17 protein-coding genes are annotated in these 20,478 nt (G+C 35.3%); 12 read left to right on the top strand and 5 right to left on the bottom strand.

What is annotated here, in order from left to right; translation table 11 throughout:
- Positions 1–150 precede the first annotated feature (150 nt).
- From FYJ58_RS01220 to FYJ58_RS01170, 11 genes are all read left to right on the top strand, one after another.
- A complete protein-coding gene (locus tag FYJ58_RS01220; protein WP_154516032.1) occupies positions 151–1,266 on the top strand; it encodes a DUF362 domain-containing protein in 1,116 nt (371 codons plus the stop codon).
- 39 nt (positions 1,267–1,305) lie between these two features.
- Positions 1,306–5,157 (top strand): diguanylate cyclase domain-containing protein, encoded by a 3,852-nt coding sequence (locus tag FYJ58_RS01215; RefSeq protein ID WP_154516029.1) that lies wholly within the window; start codon positions 1,306–1,308, stop codon positions 5,155–5,157.
- Positions 5,158–5,383: 226 nt separating this feature from the next.
- Positions 5,384–6,541 carry a cobalt-precorrin-5B (C(1))-methyltransferase CbiD gene (cbiD, locus tag FYJ58_RS01210; protein ID WP_154516026.1) on the top strand — a complete coding sequence of 386 codons (1,158 nt, stop codon included), beginning with the start codon at positions 5,384–5,386 and terminating at the stop codon, positions 6,539–6,541.
- 1 nt (position 6,542) lies between these two features.
- On the top strand, positions 6,543–7,232 hold the full coding sequence (cobI, locus tag FYJ58_RS01205) for a precorrin-2 C(20)-methyltransferase (RefSeq protein ID WP_154516023.1): 690 nt from the start codon (positions 6,543–6,545) through the stop codon (positions 7,230–7,232).
- Positions 7,233–7,991: a precorrin-4 C(11)-methyltransferase gene (gene cobM / locus FYJ58_RS01200; protein WP_154516020.1), complete on the top strand. Its 759-nt coding sequence runs from the start codon at positions 7,233–7,235 to the stop codon at positions 7,989–7,991. It abuts the gene before it with no gap.
- A gap of 63 nt (positions 7,992–8,054) precedes the next feature.
- Complete coding sequence (locus FYJ58_RS01195) at positions 8,055–9,128, top strand: cobalt-precorrin 5A hydrolase (RefSeq protein WP_154516017.1); 1,074 nt, start codon at positions 8,055–8,057, stop codon at positions 9,126–9,128.
- Positions 9,121–9,864 carry a precorrin-3B C(17)-methyltransferase gene (gene cobJ / locus FYJ58_RS01190; RefSeq protein WP_154516014.1) on the top strand — a complete coding sequence of 248 codons (744 nt, stop codon included), beginning with the start codon at positions 9,121–9,123 and terminating at the stop codon, positions 9,862–9,864. The genes FYJ58_RS01195 and cobJ overlap by 8 nt, the downstream gene beginning before the upstream one ends.
- A gap of 42 nt (positions 9,865–9,906) precedes the next feature.
- A complete protein-coding gene (cobK, locus tag FYJ58_RS01185) occupies positions 9,907–11,904 on the top strand; it encodes a precorrin-6A reductase (protein ID WP_154516011.1) in 1,998 nt (665 codons plus the stop codon).
- Complete coding sequence (locus tag FYJ58_RS01180; RefSeq protein WP_154516008.1) at positions 11,888–13,261, top strand: cobyrinate a,c-diamide synthase; 1,374 nt, start codon at positions 11,888–11,890, stop codon at positions 13,259–13,261. The genes cobK and FYJ58_RS01180 overlap by 17 nt, the downstream gene beginning before the upstream one ends.
- A gap of 54 nt (positions 13,262–13,315) precedes the next feature.
- Entirely contained in the window at positions 13,316–14,290 is a 975-nt protein-coding gene (gene cbiB, locus FYJ58_RS01175) for an adenosylcobinamide-phosphate synthase CbiB (RefSeq protein WP_154516005.1), read from the top strand.
- Positions 14,291–14,344: 54 nt separating this feature from the next.
- Positions 14,345–15,400, top strand: coding sequence for a pyridoxal phosphate-dependent aminotransferase (locus tag FYJ58_RS01170; protein WP_154516002.1), 1,056 nt, complete (start codon positions 14,345–14,347; stop codon positions 15,398–15,400).
- A gap of 72 nt (positions 15,401–15,472) precedes the next feature.
- Here the strand turns inward: FYJ58_RS01170 and FYJ58_RS01165 are convergent, their stop codons facing one another.
- The gene (locus FYJ58_RS01165) at positions 15,473–16,102 is read right to left on the bottom strand and encodes an NAD(P)-dependent oxidoreductase (RefSeq protein ID WP_154515999.1); all 630 of its coding nucleotides are present in this window, start codon (positions 16,100–16,102) and stop codon (positions 15,473–15,475) included.
- 350 nt (positions 16,103–16,452) lie between these two features.
- Between FYJ58_RS01165 and FYJ58_RS01160 the strand changes: the two genes are divergently transcribed.
- Positions 16,453–16,785 (top strand): winged helix-turn-helix transcriptional regulator, encoded by a 333-nt coding sequence (locus tag FYJ58_RS01160; protein ID WP_154515996.1) that lies wholly within the window; start codon positions 16,453–16,455, stop codon positions 16,783–16,785.
- Positions 16,786–16,901: 116 nt separating this feature from the next.
- Here the strand turns inward: FYJ58_RS01160 and FYJ58_RS15120 are convergent, their stop codons facing one another.
- From FYJ58_RS15120 to FYJ58_RS01140, 4 genes are read right to left on the bottom strand one after another with little or no spacing between them, the layout of a single operon-like run.
- On the bottom strand, positions 16,902–18,557 hold the full coding sequence (locus FYJ58_RS15120; protein ID WP_328597767.1) for a sirohydrochlorin cobaltochelatase: 1,656 nt from the start codon (positions 18,555–18,557) through the stop codon (positions 16,902–16,904).
- Positions 18,558–18,598: 41 nt separating this feature from the next.
- Positions 18,599–19,369, bottom strand: a complete 771-nt coding sequence (gene cbiQ / locus FYJ58_RS01150; RefSeq protein WP_154515990.1) for a cobalt ECF transporter T component CbiQ — start codon at positions 19,367–19,369, stop codon at positions 18,599–18,601.
- Positions 19,370–19,406: 37 nt separating this feature from the next.
- Positions 19,407–19,706 carry an energy-coupling factor ABC transporter substrate-binding protein gene (locus FYJ58_RS01145; RefSeq protein ID WP_154515987.1) on the bottom strand — a complete coding sequence of 100 codons (300 nt, stop codon included), beginning with the start codon at positions 19,704–19,706 and terminating at the stop codon, positions 19,407–19,409.
- On the bottom strand, positions 19,696–20,457 hold the full coding sequence (locus FYJ58_RS01140) for an energy-coupling factor ABC transporter permease (protein WP_154515984.1): 762 nt from the start codon (positions 20,455–20,457) through the stop codon (positions 19,696–19,698). The genes FYJ58_RS01145 and FYJ58_RS01140 overlap by 11 nt, the downstream gene beginning before the upstream one ends.
- Between the last annotated feature and the right edge of the window lie 21 nt (positions 20,458–20,478).

Here is a 20,478-nt window from a genome sequence, read left to right as displayed (position 1 = left end):
TCTAACCTATAATATAATGTAAGAATATGCAATACGAGAGAGAACTTAGAAAAATCAAAAAGAAAGGAAAAGATGCAACTGTCCTCTTTTTTTATATAACGAATTTGGGCAGTATCGCAAGTCTGCTTGCGATATGCACGGGTAGAAAAGATGGAAAAATCAAAGGTTTATTTTACAAATATGCGTACTTCGTTTAACGAGAACCTGCCACAAAAATTAGAACGACTTATAAAAAAGGCAGGGATTGATTCAATTGATTTTGATGAGAAGTATACAGCAATAAAAATACATTTTGGGGAACCGGGAAATCTGGCTTATTTAAGACCCAATTATGCAGCAGTTGTTGTGGACGTTGTAAAACAATTAGGAGGAAAGCCATTTCTTACAGATTGTAATACGCTATATGTAGGTGGCAGAAAAAATGCATTAGATCACATAGATGCTGCTTATAAAAATGGATTTTCACCATTTCAGACAGGATGTCATGTGATTATAGCAGATGGGTTAAAAGGAACGGATGAAGAATTAGTCCCAGTTGAAAATGGAGAATATGTAAAAGAAGCAAAGATTGGACGTGCGATTATGGATGCGGATATCTTTATTACATTAAATCATTTCAAAGGGCATGAATCAACCGGATTTGGTGGAGCATTAAAGAATATAGGAATGGGTTGTGGTTCTAGGGCAGGAAAAATGGAAATGCACAGTGCCGGAAAGCCATATGTAGATACAGAAAAATGTATTGGTTGTGGAAGATGTATCAAGATTTGTGCCCATGATGCCCCTTCTATTGCAGATCGAAAAGCTTCTATTAATCAAGACAAATGTGTCGGATGTGGGCGATGCATTGGGGTCTGTCCGAAAGATGCAGTTTTGCCTGCCGGAGATGAATCTTTTGATATTTTAAATAAAAAAATTGCAGAATATAGTTATGCTGTATTAAATGGAAGACCGAATTTTCATATCAGCTTAGTTGTGGATGTGTCACCTTATTGTGATTGCCATGCAGAAAATGATGTTCCGATTGTACCAAATGTAGGTATGTTTGCTTCTTTTGATCCGGTTGCCTTAGATCAGGCATGTGCAGATGCTGTAAATAAGCAGCATGTAATGAGAGGAAGCTTGTTGGAGGAAAGATTAAATGAACATGAAGATTTTCATGATCATTTTACAAATGTTACGCCAGAAACAAATTGGCATGTGGCAATTGAGCATGCAAAAAAATTAGGATTAGGAACAGATGAGTATGAATTAATAGAGATTTAACGATAGTCTACAGTCTTGTTATAGGCGGAGGTGTAGCAAATGAGTGAATATACATGGGGAACAAGTGAATGGAAAAATGAAAAAGAAGAATATTATTTCTTTATGCAAAAATGGAATGTAGCTGCTGTTGCTATTATAAATTTGCTTTCAGGAAGCTATAAGAAATTATCGTTTCATGCAATAGGTGAGGATGAGTCAGACATTGAAGAAGACTACGAGCAGGTATTAGCATTTGGAATAGAATATTATATTGTTCCGGAAGACCAGGAAAAAGTATATAAAAATGTTAGTCTGTTTCAGCTTCGTGACAATTTTGAGAAAGGACTCAGGGAAAGTTCTTTGCAGTACCGTATAAAGGGACCGGATGGAACAGAATTTTGGACAGAAAATCAAATCTATTACATGGAGACAAAAGGGAAAAAAATTGCGTTAAGTATTGTACATAATATAACAGAACAGAAAAAAACAGAGTATAACAGTCGTTTGGCAAGCCGCTATGATGCTATAATGAGAAAAATATATGAGGAGTCTTATGAGGTAAATCTTTCTAAGGGAGTTTATCGAACGATTTATAATAAAAATGGTGTTGGCGTGCAGGCTTCTCTTAATGGAAATATTAGTAACCTAATTAGTGTTTTAACAGGAAAAAGTGTTCATCCGGATGATAAGGAACGTTGTGCTGCATTGCTTAGTTTTAGCAATATGAAACGTTTGTTTTGTAACTATGAAAGTGTAATGAGTGAAGAGTTTCGCCTATTGTGTCCGGGAAAGGGGTACTGTTGGTTTAATCTTGACATTGTTCCTTTTAATGATGGGTCAAGAGAGCAGATTATTTTAGCATTTTTTATGAATATTGATAATCTGAAACGAAAGGAAGAAAACTTAAAAGATACATTATATGCGACCTATGATAATATGCCGGGATTTGTTGCAAAGTATGAAGTGTGTCCAATGAATACTTATTTATTAGAGGCAAGTAACAAGTTTTTTGAATTTTTTGGTACGACAATGGAAGATTATAAAGATGGTGTATTTCAAAACATTGCAAAAGAAGATCGGGAAAATGTCATTCAATTTGTAAATGAAAAAGCAAAAAAAAGAGAACCAATTACATTTTCTTATCGTACCGTAAAAAAATCTGGAGAGATTGTTTGGATTCAGCTTGCTGCAACGTTTCTTGGAGAACAGAATGGTAATCCGATTTATCATGGTGTATTAGCAGATATTACAAAGCAAAAAAGGATGGAAAAAGAACTTGAACAGGAAAGAGAACGTTATCGTCTTGCACTAGAATGTTCTTATGTTATCATGTTTGAATATAATATAAAGGAAGATACTTTATTTATATATGGAAGTTTTGATGATAAGAAAAGTAAAGAATGTGAGGACACATATATTTGTAATTTTTCTGAAAAGATACTACAGGATGATTTTTTGTATTTTAAAGACAGGGACAAGTTAAGCCATTGTTTGAAAGAACATTTGGTCAAACCTATTGAAGTTCGTGTGCGTCCTTATTATGGAAGCACGGATGAGTATGTCTGGGCAGTGTTATCAGGAAAAACATTTAAGGATGAAAGTGGTAATCCGTCTAAAATAATTGGTAATTTTAGAAATATTCAAACAGAGCATGAAAAAGAACAAAAATTATTAGATGAAGCTTTTAAGGATAAATTGACCAAGCTATTTACAAAAGTAAGTGGAGAAGAATTAATTAAGCAATATCTGAAGCAAAAACAAACTTCTGAATTGGGAGCAATGCTGTTGGTTGATATTGATGATTTTCGGAAGGTAAATGAGTTACATGGGAGAGTTTTTGGGGATTCTGTTATTATTGAAGTAGCAGAATTGTTGCAGAAAATTGTGAAAGAACCACATATTATAATCCGCTATAGCAAAGATCGATTTATGATTTTCTTAAAAATGATTACAAAAGGACAGACGGTTCAAATTGCAAGTCGAATTGTGAAAGAAATTCAGGATATTTATAGTGGTGAAAATGGTGGAAAGGCTTTTACTTGCAGTATAGGAGTTGCATATTCCGATGAAACAGATTGCTACGAGCAACTTTTACAGTACACGAAAGCGGCTCTTCGTTATGTAAAAGAGAATGGAAAGAATTCTTTTCAGACTTATGAAAAGACAAAAGAATTATTGGGAAAAGACCCTGCAGAATATTATGGAAAAATTGTATTAAATAAGACAATACAAGATGCAGAGATTGATAAAAATCAGGATATCCTTTCATTTGTATTGGAAATATTAGAAAAAACAAAAGATAAAAGCAGTGCGATTAATATGATTTTGGAGCGAATCGGAAAAAAATATAAGCTGGCTTATGCAAGTATTGCAAAGGTACAGTTAGAGCAGGGTGTTTTTCAATTTTTGTATGAATGGAGCACTACAAAGAAATTTGAAACAAGAGTTGAGCCATTTTATTATGAAATGAAAGAAATGGAAACATGGAAATCCCTTGTGGAAACGGAAAATAGATATCTTTTTTGTAAAAGAGGACAGGCTGAAACGTCGGATGATTTTGACATGCTGTTTAAAAATCAGCCTTGTAATTCTGCTCTTTTATGTAGTGGTTATGAAAAATCTCATTATCAAAGCGTTATTATTTTTGGTGCAGAAGACAAAGAATATGACTGGACTCAAAAAAACGTACAGGAACTGAGGGAATTGAGCAAGGTAATCTATTCTTATTTGTACAAGATGGATGCAGAAGAAGCAAATAAAGCAAAGACCGAATTTTTATCCCGTATGTCCCATGAAATTCGGACACCTATGAATGCAATATTTGGTATGATTACAATTGCGGAGATGACAATTGATGATAAGGCGAAGACACTAGAGTGTCTTGAAAAAATAGGAGAGTCTTCAAAATATTTATTGTCATTAATCAATGATATTTTGGATATGTCAAGAATTGAAAGTGGAAAGCTTCAATTAATAGAAGAAGAGTTTTGTTTAAATGAACTTGTTGAAGAGTTGGAAAATCTTACACGATTACAGGCAGAACAGAAGAATATAAAACTTGTATATGAAAAAAAGTATTGTGATATGCAGTTAATTGGAGATGGTTTTCACTTAAATCAGGTTTTAATTAATCTGATCGGAAATGCTTTGAAATTTACGGATAATGGTGGCGATATTGTAGTTTTAATTGAACAAAAAGAAGTTAAAAATAATATTGTCCGTGTTCATTTTTCTGTAAAAGATACCGGAATAGGAATTAGTCAGGAAAATATTTATAAGATTTTTAACGCTTTTGAACAGGCAGATTCTTATACAACAAAATGGTATGGAGGAACAGGGCTCGGGCTTTCTATCAGTAGTAACCTTGTTCATATGATGGGAGGAACGTTAGCGGTTACAAGTAAGTTAAGAGTTGGATCGGAATTTTATTTTGATTTAAATTTTCAGATGTGTTCCAATGGTACTCATGTCGCCTCAAAAGAAAAGAAAGAGAAAAAACCAGTGGAATTGACACAATATCATTTCCAAGGGCATAGAGTTCTTTTAGCAGAGGATAATGAGATTAACATTGAAATTGCAGCTGGGATATTAAATATGGTCGGATTTGAGGTGGAACAGGCAGAAAATGGGAAAGAAGCACTTGAAAAATTTGAACAATCAAGTGAATTTTATTACGATGTGATATTAATGGATATAAAAATGCCGGTTATGGATGGTTGGGATACTGCAAGAAGGATTCGTAAAATGAAACGAAAAGATTCAAAGAAAGTTCCAATTATTGCAATGACAGCAAATGCTTTCGACGAAGATGTAAAGCGGTCAGTTGAAAGTGGCATGAACGGGCATTTATCAAAACCAATTGATACAGGAAAAATGTTAGAAATTTTAGAGTCCGTTTTAAAACAAGATTAGTTACTTTTATTTGACACAAGGCGGGTTCCATACTATAATATTTTTAGTGAGAAAAGAGCGAAAACCAGATATAAAAAGGGAAGTAAGGTGCAAGTCCTACGCAAGTCCGTTACTGTATAGCCAGATACCTTTTTATATTTGTACATATAAGTTTGCGGCAACCGAAGTTATATGTAAGATAAAGAAAGGAAAGAAGAGGTTGTGAAAGCAACCTTTTTTTAATTATATGGGAAAAAATGGATTGGAACAATATTTTGTTACAGAGGGAAATAAAAAATTATATTTGGGGTATACGACAGGTTCCTGTGCTGCTGCTGCGGCAAAAGCAGCTACGTGGATGTTATTTTTAGGGCAGAAAATATATGAGGTGAATCTGGCAACACCAAAAGGAATAGTACTTCATTTACCAATTGAAGAAATTCAGTGTACAACAGAATATGTTTCTTGTGCAGTGAGAAAAGATGCAGGGGATGACCCTGATGTAACAGATGGAATTCTTGTATATGCAAAAGTGAAGAAGATAGAGCAACCGGATGTTGTAATTTTAGGTGGAACCGGTGTCGGTATTGTTACAAGAAAGGGATTAGAACAGCCTGTAGGGGAGGCTGCAATCAATCGTGTGCCAAGAAAAATGATAAAAGAGAGTGTAGAAGAGGTATTAAGAGAGCAGGAATGGGATGGTGGCATTGAAGTAGAAATTTCTGTTCCAGAGGGTGTTAATGTGGCAAAAAAGACATTTAATGAACGGTTGGGGATTCAAGGTGGAATCTCAATTTTGGGAACAAGTGGGATTGTTGTTCCAATGAGTGAAAAAGCGTTGATTGATAGTATTCGTGTAGAGATGAAAATGCTTGCAGCTGAGCAGGTCGAATATCTTTTGATAACACCTGGTAACTATGGTGAAACTTTTTTGAAAAATCAAATGCAATTGGATCTTTCTAAAAGTATGAAGTGCAGTAATTATGTGGGGGAAACGATAGGAATTGCTAAGGAACTCGGGATAAAGGGGATTTTGTTTGTTTCCCATATAGGAAAATTTATTAAGGTGTCTGGCGGAATTATGAATACACATTCTAAACATTCAGATTCTAGAGCTGAATTGATGACGGCTGCTGCAATTCGTGCAGGTGCTTCGATTGAAACCGCAAGACGATTACTGGATACGATTACAACAGAAGAAGCAGTTACGATTTTAAAAGAGGGAAATCTGTTATCCGAAACGATGAAAAGTATTACAGATAAAATCCATTACTATTTGAATAAAAAATCGGGAGAGGATTTAAAAATTGGTGCAATTTTATTTTCAAATGAATATGGCTATCTTGGAGAAACGAAGTATGCAAAAGAATTAGCAGAAAAATTTTTAAATAAAAGAGGAGAATAATATGGCAGGAAAATTATATGGGATTGGAATTGGACCGGGAGATCCGGAATTATTAACATTGAAAGCAGTCCGGCTGATACAGGAAAGCGATGTAATAGCGGTACCGGCAGAGCAAAAAGAAAAAAGTGTTGCTTACCAGATTGCAAAACAGGCAGTAAGCGGGTTAGAAAACAAACCTTGTATTGGTATTTTAATGCCAATGACAAAAGAGAAAGAAAAATTAGAAGAGAGTCATAGAGCTGCTACGGAGACATTAGTAGAGTTGTTAAAACAGGGAAAGAAAGTCGCGTTTTTAACATTGGGAGATCCTTCGATTTATTCTACTTATATTTATTTACATCAGCGTGTGATTGAACTTGGGTTTGAAGCATCTCTCGTAAGTGGTATTTCTTCTTTTTGTGCAGTAGCTGCAAGACTGAATATTGGTTTAGTAGAAAAAGCTGAGCCATTACATGTTATACCGGCATCTTATGACATAGAAGAGGCGTTAAAACTTTCAGGAACAAAGGTTTTAATGAAAGCCGGCAAAAAGATAAAGGAAGTAAAAAAACAGTTACTTGCATCAGACTGTGAAGCAGTAATGATAGAAAACTGTGGAATGGAGAATGAAAAAATTTATTCTTCGGTTGAGGAGATTCCGGAGGATGCAGGTTATTATTCATTAATTATAGTAAAGGAGAAGAAAAAGTAAATGGTATATTTTGTTGGAGCAGGTTCAGGAGCACCAGATTTAATTACAGTGAGAGGAATTAAATTATTAGGAAAAGCAGACGTCATTATTTATGCAGGTTCTCTTGTAAACAAAGAGCTATTAAATTATAAAAAAAATGGGTGTAACGTATATAATAGTGCAACGATGACACTAGAAGAGGTTATTGAAGTAATTGTTAAGGCAGAACAGGAAGGTTTGACGACAGTACGCCTTCATACTGGTGACCCTTGTGTATATGGAGCAATTCGTGAGCAGATGGATTGTTTAGATCAGAAAGGAATTTCATATGAATATTGTCCGGGTGTCAGTTCGTTTTGTGGAGCAGCTTCTGCTTTGAATCTGGAATATACACTTCCAAATGTTTCTCAAAGTGTGATTATTACAAGAATGGCAGGAAGAACCCCAGTACCGGAAAAAGAGGATATTGCTTCTTTTGCGGCTCATCAGGCTACAATGGTTATTTTTTTAAGTACAGGAATGTTAGAAGAGTTAACCGATAAGCTTATAGAGGGAGGCTATACAAAAGATACGCCCGCAGCTGTTGTTTATAAAGCAACATGGGAAGATGAAAAAACAATTGTGGGTACGGTAGGAACAATAAGTGAATTAGCGAAAAAAGAAGGAATTACAAAAACTGCACTTATTATTGTTGGAGATGTTGTTGCCCATACAAATTACGAACGTTCTGAATTGTATAATCCAGCATTTACGACAGAATATAGAGAAGCAACAAAATAGAACAGAGTAAAAGAATTTGAGTCCATATAATATTATAAAAGAGAGGATTGGTGTAAGCAAGCTATGAATGTAAGTATTATTAGTTTTACATCTGCCGGCAGCAGGCTTTCCGTACAAATTAAAGAAACACTTACGAAAGAAGGAATGTTTTGTGAAGCTTATACGAATAAAAGATATGCAAAAAATTCTTTGCTAAAGGAAAGAAAGGGTTCTCTTTTTGAATGGACAAAAAGCCAGTTTTTTAAGGTGGATGCGATTATATATATAGGAGCGACCGGAATAGCAGTCCGGTCTGTAGCACCATTTTTAGTAAACAAAAAAAATGATCCGGCTGTTATCGTAATCGATGAGAAGGGAACGTTTGTAATATCACTTTTATCCGGTCATCTGGGTGGAGCGAATCGGCTGACAGAACTAATTGCCACGAAAATAAAAGCGGTTCCCGTTATTACGACAGCGACGGATATCAATCAATTGTTTGCAGTGGATGTATTTGCTAAGAAAAATAAATTATTAATAAAGTCTTTTCCATTGGCAAAAGAGATATCAGCTGCATTGCTTGATAAAAAAGAAGTTGGATTGGTTTGTGATTTTCCGGTAGAGGGAACTGTTCCAAAAGAGCTAAAATGGATTCAGGAAACAGAAAACAGTTTGTTGTCAAAAAAGATGGAATTAGGAATTTGTATTTCTGCAAGAGAGCGAAAGGAAGCTCCATTTCAAAAGACATTATATTTGATTCCGCCAATTGTAACATTAGGAATTGGATGTAAAAAGGGAACGGGAAAGGAAGTAATTGAAGAACTGGCAGAACGTTCTCTTTATGAATGTGGATATAGCTGGAATAGTGTAGAACAAATTGCTTCAATTGATTTAAAAAAAGAGGAAGAAGGATTATGCCAGATGGCAAAGGAACATGGAATTTTGTTCCGAACATTTCAAAAAGAAATGCTCGCACAATTAATTGGAGAGTTTACGGAATCAGATTTTGTAGAACAGGTTACAGGAGTATCCAATGTATGTGAACGTAGTGCTGTCTTAGGAAGCAAGAACGGGCGGCTTGTTCAAAAAAAACGGGCAGAGAATGGTGTGACAGTTGCAATAGCAGAAAGAGATTGGAGAGTAAAGTTTGATGAATAAATTATATGTAGTAGGAATTGGTCCGGGAGCTTATGAACAAATGACAATACGGGCAGTGAATGCATTACAGGAAAGTGATGTTATTATCGGATATACGGTATATGTTGATTTGGTAAAAGAACACTTTAAAGGAAAAGAATTTATGACCACGCCAATGAAAAAAGAGGTGGAACGTTGTAAAATCGCATTGGAAGAGGCACAAAAGGGAAAAGTTGTTTCGATGATTTGCAGCGGTGATGCTGGTGTATATGGTATGGCAGGATTAATTTTAGAGTTAAAAGAAGCGTATGAAGATGTATCTGTATCAATAATTCCAGGGGTAACAGCAGCAAGTGCCGGAGCAGCAGTTCTTGGGGCTCCGTTGATTCACGATTTTGCAGTAATCAGTTTAAGTGATTTATTAACTCCTTGGGAGAAAATCGAAAGACGTCTTTTAGCTGCAGCAAAAGCAGATTTTGCAGTTTGTCTTTATAATCCATCCAGTAGAAAAAGACATGACTATTTAGAAAAAGCTTGTGAATTAATGCTGAATTATAAAGAAGAACAGACTGTATGTGGAATTGTATCGAATATTGGCCGTGAAGGTGAAGAAATGAAGATTATGACATTAAAAGAATTAAAAGAAACAAAAGTAGATATGTTTACAACAGTCTTTATTGGAAATTCAATGACAAAAGAGGTGTCTGGTTCTATGGTAACACCACGAGGCTATCGTTTCGATAAAGAAACAGATTAAGTGAAAAAGACATAAAGCTATGGACAATGGAAGGGGAACGACATGGGAAAAATATTAATATTTGCAGGTACGGTGGAAGGACGGAGATTAGCAGAATTTTTGGATTCTCAAAAAAAAGAATGTTATGTTTGTGTGGCGACAGAATATGGAGAAAGTTTGCTGCCTGAAGGAGAGTATATTTGTTCTTCTTCAAAACGATTATCAGCAAAAGAAATGAAAGAGCTGATGAACAAAGAAGGTATTGATTATGTAGTAGATGCTACACATCCTTTTGCTGTTGAAGTATCAGAAAATATTAGATTCGCATGTGAAACCCTGGAGAAAAAGTATATTCGACTGCTTCGGGATGAGGATTCTATTGAAGAGAAAAATGATTGTATTTTGGTTGGTTCGGTTGGGGAAGCAGTGGATTATTTGATGGAAACGGACGGAAATATTTTAGTTACAACCGGAAGTAAGGAGTTAAAAGAGTATACAAGAATTCCACAATTTAAAAAGAGAGTAACTGCAAGGGTACTGTCGACGCCGGAAGTGGTTATGGAGTGTAGTAAGTTTGGCTTCGAAGGAAAAAATCTTATTTGCATGCAGGGACCATTTGATGAAGAACTAAACTATTGTTTATTAAAGCAGACAAAGGCGTCTTATCTTGTAACAAAAGAATCAGGAAAAGCAGGTGGTCTGGAAGAAAAATTGCTTGCTGCAAAAAGAGCCGGAGTAAAAGTAATTTTAATCGGACGTCCAAAAGAACAACAGGGATATTCGTTTGAACAGGTAAAATTATATCTCTGTAAAGAAGAAAAAATAAAATGGAAACAACATATTACATTTGTTGGAATTGGAATGGGAACGAAACAGACGATGACTCTGGAAGCATGGAACGCTTGTGAAATGGCCGATGTGTTGATTGGCGCAGAACGAATGCTTCAAACCGTGAAAGAATTAAGAAAACCGAAATTTTCATCCTACAAAATTGAAGAAATCAAGCAATTTATCAGTGAGCATCTGGAATATGGGAACATTGTAATTTTAGTATCTGGTGATATTGGTTTTTACAGTGGGACAAAGAAATGGATGGAACAGTTAAGTGATTATCCAATTAGTAGAATTAATGGTATTTCATCGGTTGTTTATTTTTGTGGAAAACTGGGTATTCCATGGGAGAAAACAGCGTTAATCAGTCTTCATGGCCGAGAGCAGAATATAATTCATGCCGTGAAAAACAATGAAACTGTTTTTGCATTGGTTGGAGAAGACAATGGAATCCCTGCTTTGTGCAAGGAATTGATTCGCTGTGGCTTAGAGTCGGTTGTTTTGCATGTGGGCGAAAACCTTTCCTATTCAAATGAGAGAATTGTGACGGGAACACCAAAAGAGTTAGTAACGGAAGAATTTGAACGCTTATCGGTTGTTGTGATTGAAAATAGAATACCAGAGCAAGTTGTTGTAACTCATGGAATAAGAGATGAAAAATTTTTAAGAGATAAGGTTCCAATGACAAAAAGTGAGATAAGAAGCATTTCTTTGTCAAAATTAGAATTGACAAGAGAAGCAACTGTGTATGATATTGGAGCCGGAACGGGGTCGGTTTCAATCGAACTTTCCATGCAGGCTTTTAATGGCATGGTATATGCGGTTGAGAAAAAAGAAGAAGCGGTGAATTTAATTCAATTAAATAAAAACTATTTTGGAGTTTCAAATTTGCAGATTATTGAGGGAGAAGCTCCAGATGCTTTAAAAGAATTGCCTGCACCGACTCATGTATTTATAGGAGGATCTTCTGGAAACTTAAAGGAAATATTGGCTTCTGTACTAAAGAAAAATCCTTCTGTCCGTATTGTAATGAATGCAATTACACTAGAAACTGTTATGGAAGCAGTAGAATGTGTCAAAGAATTTTCACTGGTGGAGGTCGACATTGCATCGGTTGCAGTTTCTAAGTCAAAAGAAGTGGGACAATATCATATGATGATGGCACAGAATCCGGTGTATATTATATCTTGCAGAGGAGGAGGCAGCAAAGAGAATGGGACATTATCCTAGAATCTTATTGACAGCACCGTCAAGCGGGAGTGGAAAGACATGGATTACATGTGGAATTTTAGAAGCTCTCTGTGAGAGAGGAATGAAAGTGGCTTCTTTTAAGTGTGGGCCAGATTATATTGACCCGATGTTTCATGCGAAAGTAATTGGAACAACATCGAAAAATTTAGACACTTTTTTTACCGATGAGGAGCTTACTAAATATTTATTTTGCCGGACAGCGAAACAAGCAGAAATTTCTGTTATGGAAGGTGTAATGGGATATTATGATGGTTTAGCTGGAATTTCGACGAAAGGGAGTGCTTACGATTTAGCGAAAGTTACTTGTACGAATGTACTGTTGATTGTAAATTGTAAGGGAATGAGTTTATCAATACTTCCTATTATAAAAGGATTTTTAGAATACAAAGAGCAAAGCAGAATAAAAGGAGTTATTCTAAATCAGCTGCCCGCAAGCTTATATCCGGAGTTAAAACAAAAAATTGAACAAGAGTTACCGATTAAGGTATACGGATATGTTCCTAAAATGGAACAATATAAAATCGAGAGCAGGCATTTGGGATTAGTTTTACCCGATGAGATAAAAGAGCTAAAAGAAAATTTAAAAGGCTTTGCGTCTGTGTTAGAGGGAAGTTTAGATATAGAAGGAATTATTGCACTTGCTAATCAGACGGATGATTTAAGTTACCAAGAACCAAACATTCCTAAAATAAGCTCTGAGGTGAGAATTGGTGTATCGAAAGATGAAGCCTTTTGCTTCTTATATGAAGATAATCTGGAATTGTTGAAACAAATGGGAGCGTCAATTGAATATTTTTCACCACTCCATGATAATACATTGCCAGAGGATTTAGATGGTTTGCTGTTATGTGGTGGTTATCCTGAACTTTATGCCAAGAAATTGAGTGAAAATGTTTCAATGAGGGAATCTGTAAAAAATGCGATTGAAAAAGGAATTCCTTATATGGCAGAATGTGGTGGCTTTATGTATCTGCATAGGACTATGGAAGATAAAGAAGGTCATGCTTATGAAATGGTAGGAAGCATTGATGCAGATTGCTATAAAACCAGCCGGCTTGGAAGATTTGGTTATATCGAGCTGGATTCGAAAGAAAATGAAATCTTTGGAGCAAGGTTAAATGGCATTAAGGGACATGAATTTCACTATTATGACAGTACATCGAATGGAAATACGTGTATCGCAAAGAAACCGTTGAGGAAAAGAACATGGGAGTGTATTCATGGGGATAATAAAAAGATGGAAGGATTTCCCCATCTATATTATTATTCGGACTTTACAGTTCCTTATCATTTTTTACAGGCTTGTGAATCTTATATGAAAAATAAGGGAAAATAGGGAAACAAGAATGGAGAAAAAAAATAAAAGGCATGAAAAGGAGAAAAAGACGAGATGGAATTATCAATGATGGCTTTAGCGCTTGGCTTTTTAATAGACTTGCTAATCGGAGATCCACATTGGATGTATCATCCGGTAAGATTAATCGGTGCATTGATAGCAAAGACAGAAAAAAAACTTTCAGAATGGTTTCCAAAGACAGATGTAGGGCAATTAAGCGCAGGAATTTTGTTAGTAATTGTGGTCGTTTTAGTTTCTACTTTTGTTCCATGGCTTTTATTATTTTTAAGTGGAAAAATAAGCATCTATTTTGAATTTTTTCTAATGACAGTCATGAGTTATCAATTATTGGCTACAAAATCTTTGAAAACAGAAAGCATGAAGGTTTACAATGAACTGGAACAAGGAGATATAAAGGGGGCAAGATATGCCGTTTCTATGATTGTTGGACGTGACACCGAAAATCTGACTGAGGAAGAAGTGACAAAAGCGGCAGTAGAAACGATTGCAGAAAACACTTCTGACGGAATTATAGCGCCATTGTTGTTTATGGCGATTGGCGGACCTGTTGCCGGATTTTTCTATAAATCGATTAACACAATGGATTCGATGGTAGGGTATAAAAATGAACGTTATCTCTATCTTGGGAGAGCTGCTGCAAAACTTGATGACATTGTAAACTATATTCCAGCAAGGCTATCGGCATATTTTATGATTGTGGCAACTGAGTTTACTTCTTTTGATGGAAAAGAGGCTTATAGAATTTACAAACGGGATCGATATAATCACACGAGTCCGAACTCTGCCCATACAGAGGCAGTAATGGCGGGAGCATTGGGTGTTCAATTAGCGGGTGATGCCTACTATTTTGGAAAACTTCATAAAAAACCCAAAATTGGAGATTCTAGGCGGGCGATTGAACCGGCAGATATAAAAAATGCAAATCAATTGCTGTATTTAACTGCATCAATCGCATTAGTTTGTTTCTTAAGCATAAAGTTTATCTTATTTCGAAACTTTATTTTATAAAAGACGAGTAAAAAATACGATAGAGAAAATAAAAATACGAGAGGAAAAGCTGACATGAAGAAAAATGTCCATGGAGGAGATATTTATACTCATAAAGGAGTCATTGATTTTTCTGCCAATATTAATCCGCTTGGAATACCGGAAAATGTAATAAAAGCAGCGGAAAACGGAATAAGAGATTCTGTTCATTATCCCGATGTGAGTTATTACGCATTGCGGACGGCAATAGCGGAACAAGAAAATTTATTGAGTGATGAAATATTATGTGGAAATGGAGCAGCAGATGTTATATTTTCTTTAATAAGAGCAATTAACCCTAAAAAAGCTTTGATATTAGCTCCAACATTCGCAGAATATGAAACGGCCCTAAAAACGGTTTGTTGTGAAATCAGATATTATGATTTAGAAGAAAAAGAGGAATTTAAAGCACAAAAAAACATATTAGAATATATAACAGAAGAATTAGACATAGTTTTTTTATGTAACCCAAATAATCCGACAGGTCAGTTGACGGATAAAGGATTGTTAAAGCAAATTACAGAGCAGTGTAAAAAAACAGGAACCTATGTCGTCATTGATGAATGTTTTAATGATTTTCTCGAAAATGGTGAGGCTTATACAATGAAAGAAGAATTAGAAAATAATTCGTATCTTGTTTTATTAAAAGCCTTTACAAAATTATATGCAATGCCGGGACTGCGTTTAGGATATTGTATGAGTAGTAACTGTGCATTATTAGATAAGATAAAAGAATCAACGCAGCCATGGAACATATCTATACCGGCTGAACAGGCAGGTATCGCTGCATTGAAAGAAAAACAATATGTACAGAAAACAAAAAGTTTAATAAAAAAGGAAAAAGAATATTTGCAACAAGAAATGAAAGCAATGGGATATAAGCTCTATGGTTCAAAGGCGAATTATATTTTTTTCAGGGGAACAGACACTTTATATGAAGATTGTTTGAATGAAAATTTATTAATACGAGATTGTAGTAATTATAGGGGGTTAGAAAAAGGATATTATCGAATTGCAGTAAAGAGTCACGAAGATAATGTAAAAATGATTAAATGTTTAAGAAAATATATGCCAAAAGATATCCAAGATTAAAATAAGTTCAGGAAAAAGGCTATTGCAAAATGTACTTTTATAGTCTCATTTACAATAGCCTTTTCAAAAGAATTAGTTTTCTACAACAGAAATTCTTTGCTGAATATGCGTTCCATTGACAGCCTCATCTATCATAGCAATTGCATAATCTGAGTAGCTAATCACACTTTCTCCGTTTGAGTTGACTAAAAGTTCCTCTCCACCCAGACGATAACTTCCGGTTCTGGCACCATCTGCACGGAAATCTGCAGCGGGGCTGATATAAGTCCATTTTACATCATTACGGGAGCGAAGTTCTTCTAAAGCTTTTCCCATATTGCTGGCTAAAGGTTTAAAGGCATCTGGAAAATCAGAACCATCCATAACTTGTACTGTATGCTCAGAATTGACATACAAACTGCCGGCACCTCCAACGACAAGAAGTCGTATATTTTTTCCGCTTACAAGATCACAAAGTAATTTAAGTGATGAGCAATGCTGAAAAAGAGTATCAGGTGTCCAAGTACCAAAGGCATCAATAATAACATCAAAATCCTCCAAATCTTTGGCAGATAAATCAAATAAATCTTTATTGATAACTTTTGCAGCGGCAGTTTGATTCGTACCACGGACAATGGCAGTAGTATCAAGACCTCTATCTACAGCTTCTTTTACAATTAATCTACCGGCTTTACCATTTGCGCAAATAACAGCAATCTTCATAACAATCCTCCTAATAAAGTAAAAAGATTAAATTTAATTTGTAACTCTAAAGTTATAATAAGGATATATGGTAAAAAAGTAAAGTACGCACTTATTTGTACCATAGTTTCCAAAAAGTAAGAATTGGATAAAATAAGTATTTATAAAAAGTAGACTGATTCAAAATCTCTTGATAGAATGAAAAGAGACTTATTGTTTCGTACAGATGTAGGCTGAGCAATAAACCTGTGAAAAGGGAGAAGTAAGGTCACAAAACAAGAAAAGAAAGGAAAAAATGCAGCTGCCCTTTTTTCAACCGCATGTATTTGGGCAGTATCGTAAGTAAACTTGCGATAAGCATGGGAAGAAAAATGAAAAAAGAAATGCCAAGTTGTCCGGTAGAAGTAACATTAATGTTAATAAGTAATCGGTGGAATGTATTAATAATTAGAGATTTGTTAGAAGGAACAAAGAGGTTCGGGGAACTTAAAAAGTCAATTAATGGTATTTCGCCGAAAGTATTAACAGCAAATTTGCGAGCTATGGAAGAAAATGGATTGCTAACTCGAAAAGTTTACCCTGAAGTACCTCCAAAAGTAGAATACACTTTAACAGACATTGGTTACAGTTTGAAACCTATATTAGACGATATGGTAGTTTGGGGAACAGAATACAAAAGAAAAATAAAAAAGACGACTAAATAAAAAAGATAAGCCTTACCTTTCTCAAGTCACTTGATTATTTTTATAATCGAAGACTTGAGAAAGGGGAAGTAACTTTATACCAAGTCTGTTTTTGATGGATTGTTTATCTGGAAATTTTATGCTTCTTGAATATGCTCTACAAAAATATCACGAATCTGCTGATATTCTCCAAGACCTTTCAAAATACATTCAACTGGGTATCCGGCCCTTTCGAGCTGACATTTCCAAGAATCAGAATCGTTTCCTGCCATATCATTTGTTGCATGATCTCCTGCGACAATCATAAATGGGGCTAACGTAACCTTATCCGGTTTTTGTTCTTCAATCATTTTTAATAAAGTTTCCATCGAAGGATATGCCTCAACAGTACCTAAATAAACATTTGAATATCCCATATCTTTAAATCTGTAATCTAAGGCCGCATAGATTGAATTTGCATAATGTGTAGTTCCGTGTCCCATAAATATAAGTGCTTCATTTTTAGGGATTGTTCCAAATTCACTCATCAAAGCATTAATAACCGATTCATTATCTTTTGCAGAAGTCAATAACGGAGTTCCAAATTTAATAGAAGTAAATTGGTCACGGAAAGATAGGACATCTTCTTTCATGATTTCATTTTCAATTCCGTTAATTACATGAGTCGGCTGGACAATAATTTGTTTGATTCCATCTTCCAACATTTTATTACATGCTTCAGCAACCGTTGGAACCACAATGCCATCTCTTTCTTTCAACTTTTTAATAATCATCTTACTAGTCCAGGCACGATAAATTGTGTAATCAGGATAAGCACTTTTGATATCTTTTTCAATTTGAGCAATTGTCTTTTCGCAAGTATCATGATAGCTGGTTCCGAAACTAACAACAAGAATTGCCTTTTTATCTGTTTGTGTCATTGTATGCACGCTCCCATAATTTATTTTCGTATTAATGTCTGCAATATATTGTTCCAAAGAAGATAAGTTCTTTGGAAGCGGCAATGCAGGATTTAAAATTCCTTTTTTACATAAGCTTTCAAATAGAACAATGCAGGCAGGCTGTTCTAAGTTGGTTTTTGCAAGAACAGCTTTATTAACAAAGACTTCTTCTGGTTGTCCCTGCATTAAAATGGTTCCGTCGTGGAATAAAATAACCTCATCTGCCCAGTCCATAGAAAAGTTGACGTCGTGGGTTGAAATAATTACAGTAATTCCACGTTCCGTCAGACGGTCTACAATATGGTTTACAATAGCAGTGTGTTTTGGATCAAGGGAGGCAGCAGGTTCATCCAAGATAATAATATCAGGATTCATAACAAGGATATCAGCAATGGAAACCTGCTTTTTTTGGCCTCCGCTTAATGCGTGGGTTGGCTTATTACGAAAAGGAGTAATTTCTAAAGATTCAATTACATCTTCAACCTGTTGCCTTGCTTTTTGTTCTGGTATCTTTAGATTTAAAACTCCGAAAGAAATTTCCTGATAGACACTGGCGGAAAATAATTGATTATCGGGGTCCTGAAAAACAATGCCAACTTTACTTCTAAGGGCAAGAAGCCCTTTTCTTGAATAATCAATTGGGGCTCCATTAAAATAAATTGTTCCACTTTGTGGTTTATGTATTCCGTTAAGACAAAGAAAAAAAGTAGATTTTCCGGAGCCATTTGCACCCATAAATACAACTTTACTTCCTCGTTTGATTTCTAAATTAATACCTTTAAGTGCCTGATGACCATCTTCATAGGTAAAATAGACGGATTCTGCTTTTAATATAGTATTATGATCTGACATAAATTTAATACCTCTCATTATTATTTAATCGTACCTTTATATTATCTGCCCAGATAAACAGATAACCCAATCAGTGTAAGTTCGAATAATACAAAGTATAAAATATGAAGTTTATTTACAGGATAAGTTTCCTGTAATACATGAATCGTACCATCATAACATCTGGACTCCATAGCATCATACAAGAAAGAAGATTTTTTAAATGCACGGACAAGTAGTGTACTCATTAAGGCTCCTGCAGATTTACAGGAGGTTTTAAAATCGACATTGCCAAGCCTGGATTGCTGTGAAATGTAAAGAGAGTTAGAAATCTCTAATAAAACAAAAATAAACCGGTAAATTAACAACATTAACTCAATCAGCAATTCGGGACAGTGAAGACGTTGTAACACATATAAAATATCTGTAATTGGTGTAGATAAAGATAAAAAATACAGGCACGACACACTGGCGAGTGCAGTTAAAATAAGCTGGACTGCTGATAAAAGCGAGGCTCTGCTTAATGTAATGTATTGATGAAAAAATGGAATTGCAAAGGCAGAGAATGGTGTTGGAGAAATATTAAATACAATTGCAATTGTACTTAATACTAGAAAAATAAGTGGAAGTTTCATGAAATGAATATAATGAGAGGGAGAAATACCACCTTTTTGTATGGTAAGAAATGCTGTGGTGATTAAGACAATACAGGCGATAACAGATGAACGAACTGCTACGCATAAAATTAGGGTGATAATTGCAAATAAAAACTTTATCATAGGATTTGTATATCTTAATTTTGAGGTATAACATAACTTATCAATTAAAATCATAGCGAATATAGCTCCCTCTTATTTTGTAATAAATTATCTAGTTTGCATTAGATTTTTGATACTTAGAACGTTCTCTCAGCATACCAAAGCAATATCCGAATACACCGGCACCCAATGCTGCCTGAAGACAGAAGAGTAAACTTTCTGTTTCACCGCCGGGAGGCTCTAATACAGGGTCAGCCCATGCTTCATAAGTTGGATCAATTTCAGTAATTGCTTCTTCTGCGGCACCATCAGAACCACCAAATTCAGAATCTTTAATAAATGCCAAAGGTACTACTGCAATTAATACGCAAACTAACAATAGTATAATGACAGTTTTTGCTTTACTTGACATGAATAGCCCCTCCTTTGAAATATCCAAGATCTGTCAATTCAGATTTTGCATACGATTCTAAACCAATCATAACAACGACACTGACAATACCTTCGATAATAGCGAGAGGTATTTGAGTAATTGCGAAAATTCCAATAAACTTACCAATTGATGCACCGATACCACCTACTTCTGAAGGGTGGGCAATACCGAGCTGAATGGATGTGATGACGTAGGTAAATAAATCCCCCAGTGCAGTTGCTAAAAATACAGCGACAAGTTTATTTACTTTCAATTTCTCACAGAGTTTAAAGATTCCGTAGGACAAAAGCGGACCGGCAATTGCCATGGAAAATGTGTTTGCACCCAATGTAGTCAGACCTCCGTGAGCGAGCAAAATTGCCTGAAATAATAAAACAATAATGCCAATGACAGACATGGCAAAAGGTCCGAATAAAACAGCACCAAGACCGGTACCGGTTGGGTGGGAACTGCTTCCCGTTACAGATGGTATTTTTAAAGAAGATAATACAAAGGCATATGCTCCGGCCATTGCTAATATCATAAGTGCTTTTCTGTGTTCTGCCAGTGTTTTTTTGATTGAAAGAAATCCGGCAATTAAAAATGGAACACATAAAACTCCCCAGGCGATACAGTATTTTGGAGCTAAATAGCCCTCCATAATGTGCATTGCATTAACTGTTGGTGAACAGACCAATGGAAGTAACAGCAGTGTGAGAGAAAATATTATTTTCTTTTGTTTGGTTTTCATGTTTCTCCTCCTCCTGATGAT

The sequence above is a fragment of the Velocimicrobium porci genome, from assembly GCF_009696045.1.
Classification (GTDB): Bacteria; Bacillota; Clostridia; order Lachnospirales; family Lachnospiraceae; genus Velocimicrobium; species Velocimicrobium porci.
The sequence above is the reverse complement of the archived record's forward strand: the minus strand, read 5'-3'. Positions and strand labels throughout refer to the sequence as shown.

What these genes read in the sequence shown, in the direction of transcription:
- FYJ58_RS01220 (WP_154516032.1), top strand. Translation starts at nt 151, where the DNA reads ATGGAAAAATCAAAGGTTTATTTTACAAATATGCGTACTTCGTTTAAC.
- FYJ58_RS01215 (WP_154516029.1), top strand. Translation starts at nt 1,306, where the DNA reads ATGAGTGAATATACATGGGGAACAAGTGAATGGAAAAATGAAAAAGAA.
- cbiD (WP_154516026.1), top strand. Translation starts at nt 5,384, where the DNA reads ATGGGAAAAAATGGATTGGAACAATATTTTGTTACAGAGGGAAATAAA.
- cobI (WP_154516023.1), top strand. Translation starts at nt 6,543, where the DNA reads ATGGCAGGAAAATTATATGGGATTGGAATTGGACCGGGAGATCCGGAA.
- cobM (WP_154516020.1), top strand. Translation starts at nt 7,233, where the DNA reads ATGGTATATTTTGTTGGAGCAGGTTCAGGAGCACCAGATTTAATTACA.
- FYJ58_RS01195 (WP_154516017.1), top strand. Translation starts at nt 8,055, where the DNA reads ATGAATGTAAGTATTATTAGTTTTACATCTGCCGGCAGCAGGCTTTCC.
- cobJ (WP_154516014.1), top strand. Translation starts at nt 9,121, where the DNA reads ATGAATAAATTATATGTAGTAGGAATTGGTCCGGGAGCTTATGAACAA.
- cobK (WP_154516011.1), top strand. Translation starts at nt 9,907, where the DNA reads ATGGGAAAAATATTAATATTTGCAGGTACGGTGGAAGGACGGAGATTA.
- FYJ58_RS01180 (WP_154516008.1), top strand. Translation starts at nt 11,888, where the DNA reads ATGGGACATTATCCTAGAATCTTATTGACAGCACCGTCAAGCGGGAGT.
- cbiB (WP_154516005.1), top strand. Translation starts at nt 13,316, where the DNA reads ATGGAATTATCAATGATGGCTTTAGCGCTTGGCTTTTTAATAGACTTG.
- FYJ58_RS01170 (WP_154516002.1), top strand. Translation starts at nt 14,345, where the DNA reads ATGAAGAAAAATGTCCATGGAGGAGATATTTATACTCATAAAGGAGTC.
- FYJ58_RS01165 (WP_154515999.1), bottom strand. Translation starts at nt 16,102, where the DNA reads ATGAAGATTGCTGTTATTTGCGCAAATGGTAAAGCCGGTAGATTAATT.
- FYJ58_RS01160 (WP_154515996.1), top strand. Translation starts at nt 16,453, where the DNA reads ATGAAAAAAGAAATGCCAAGTTGTCCGGTAGAAGTAACATTAATGTTA.
- FYJ58_RS15120 (WP_328597767.1), bottom strand. Translation starts at nt 18,557, where the DNA reads ATGTCAGATCATAATACTATATTAAAAGCAGAATCCGTCTATTTTACC.
- cbiQ (WP_154515990.1), bottom strand. Translation starts at nt 19,369, where the DNA reads ATGATTTTAATTGATAAGTTATGTTATACCTCAAAATTAAGATATACA.
- FYJ58_RS01145 (WP_154515987.1), bottom strand. Translation starts at nt 19,706, where the DNA reads ATGTCAAGTAAAGCAAAAACTGTCATTATACTATTGTTAGTTTGCGTA.
- FYJ58_RS01140 (WP_154515984.1), bottom strand. Translation starts at nt 20,457, where the DNA reads ATGAAAACCAAACAAAAGAAAATAATATTTTCTCTCACACTGCTGTTA.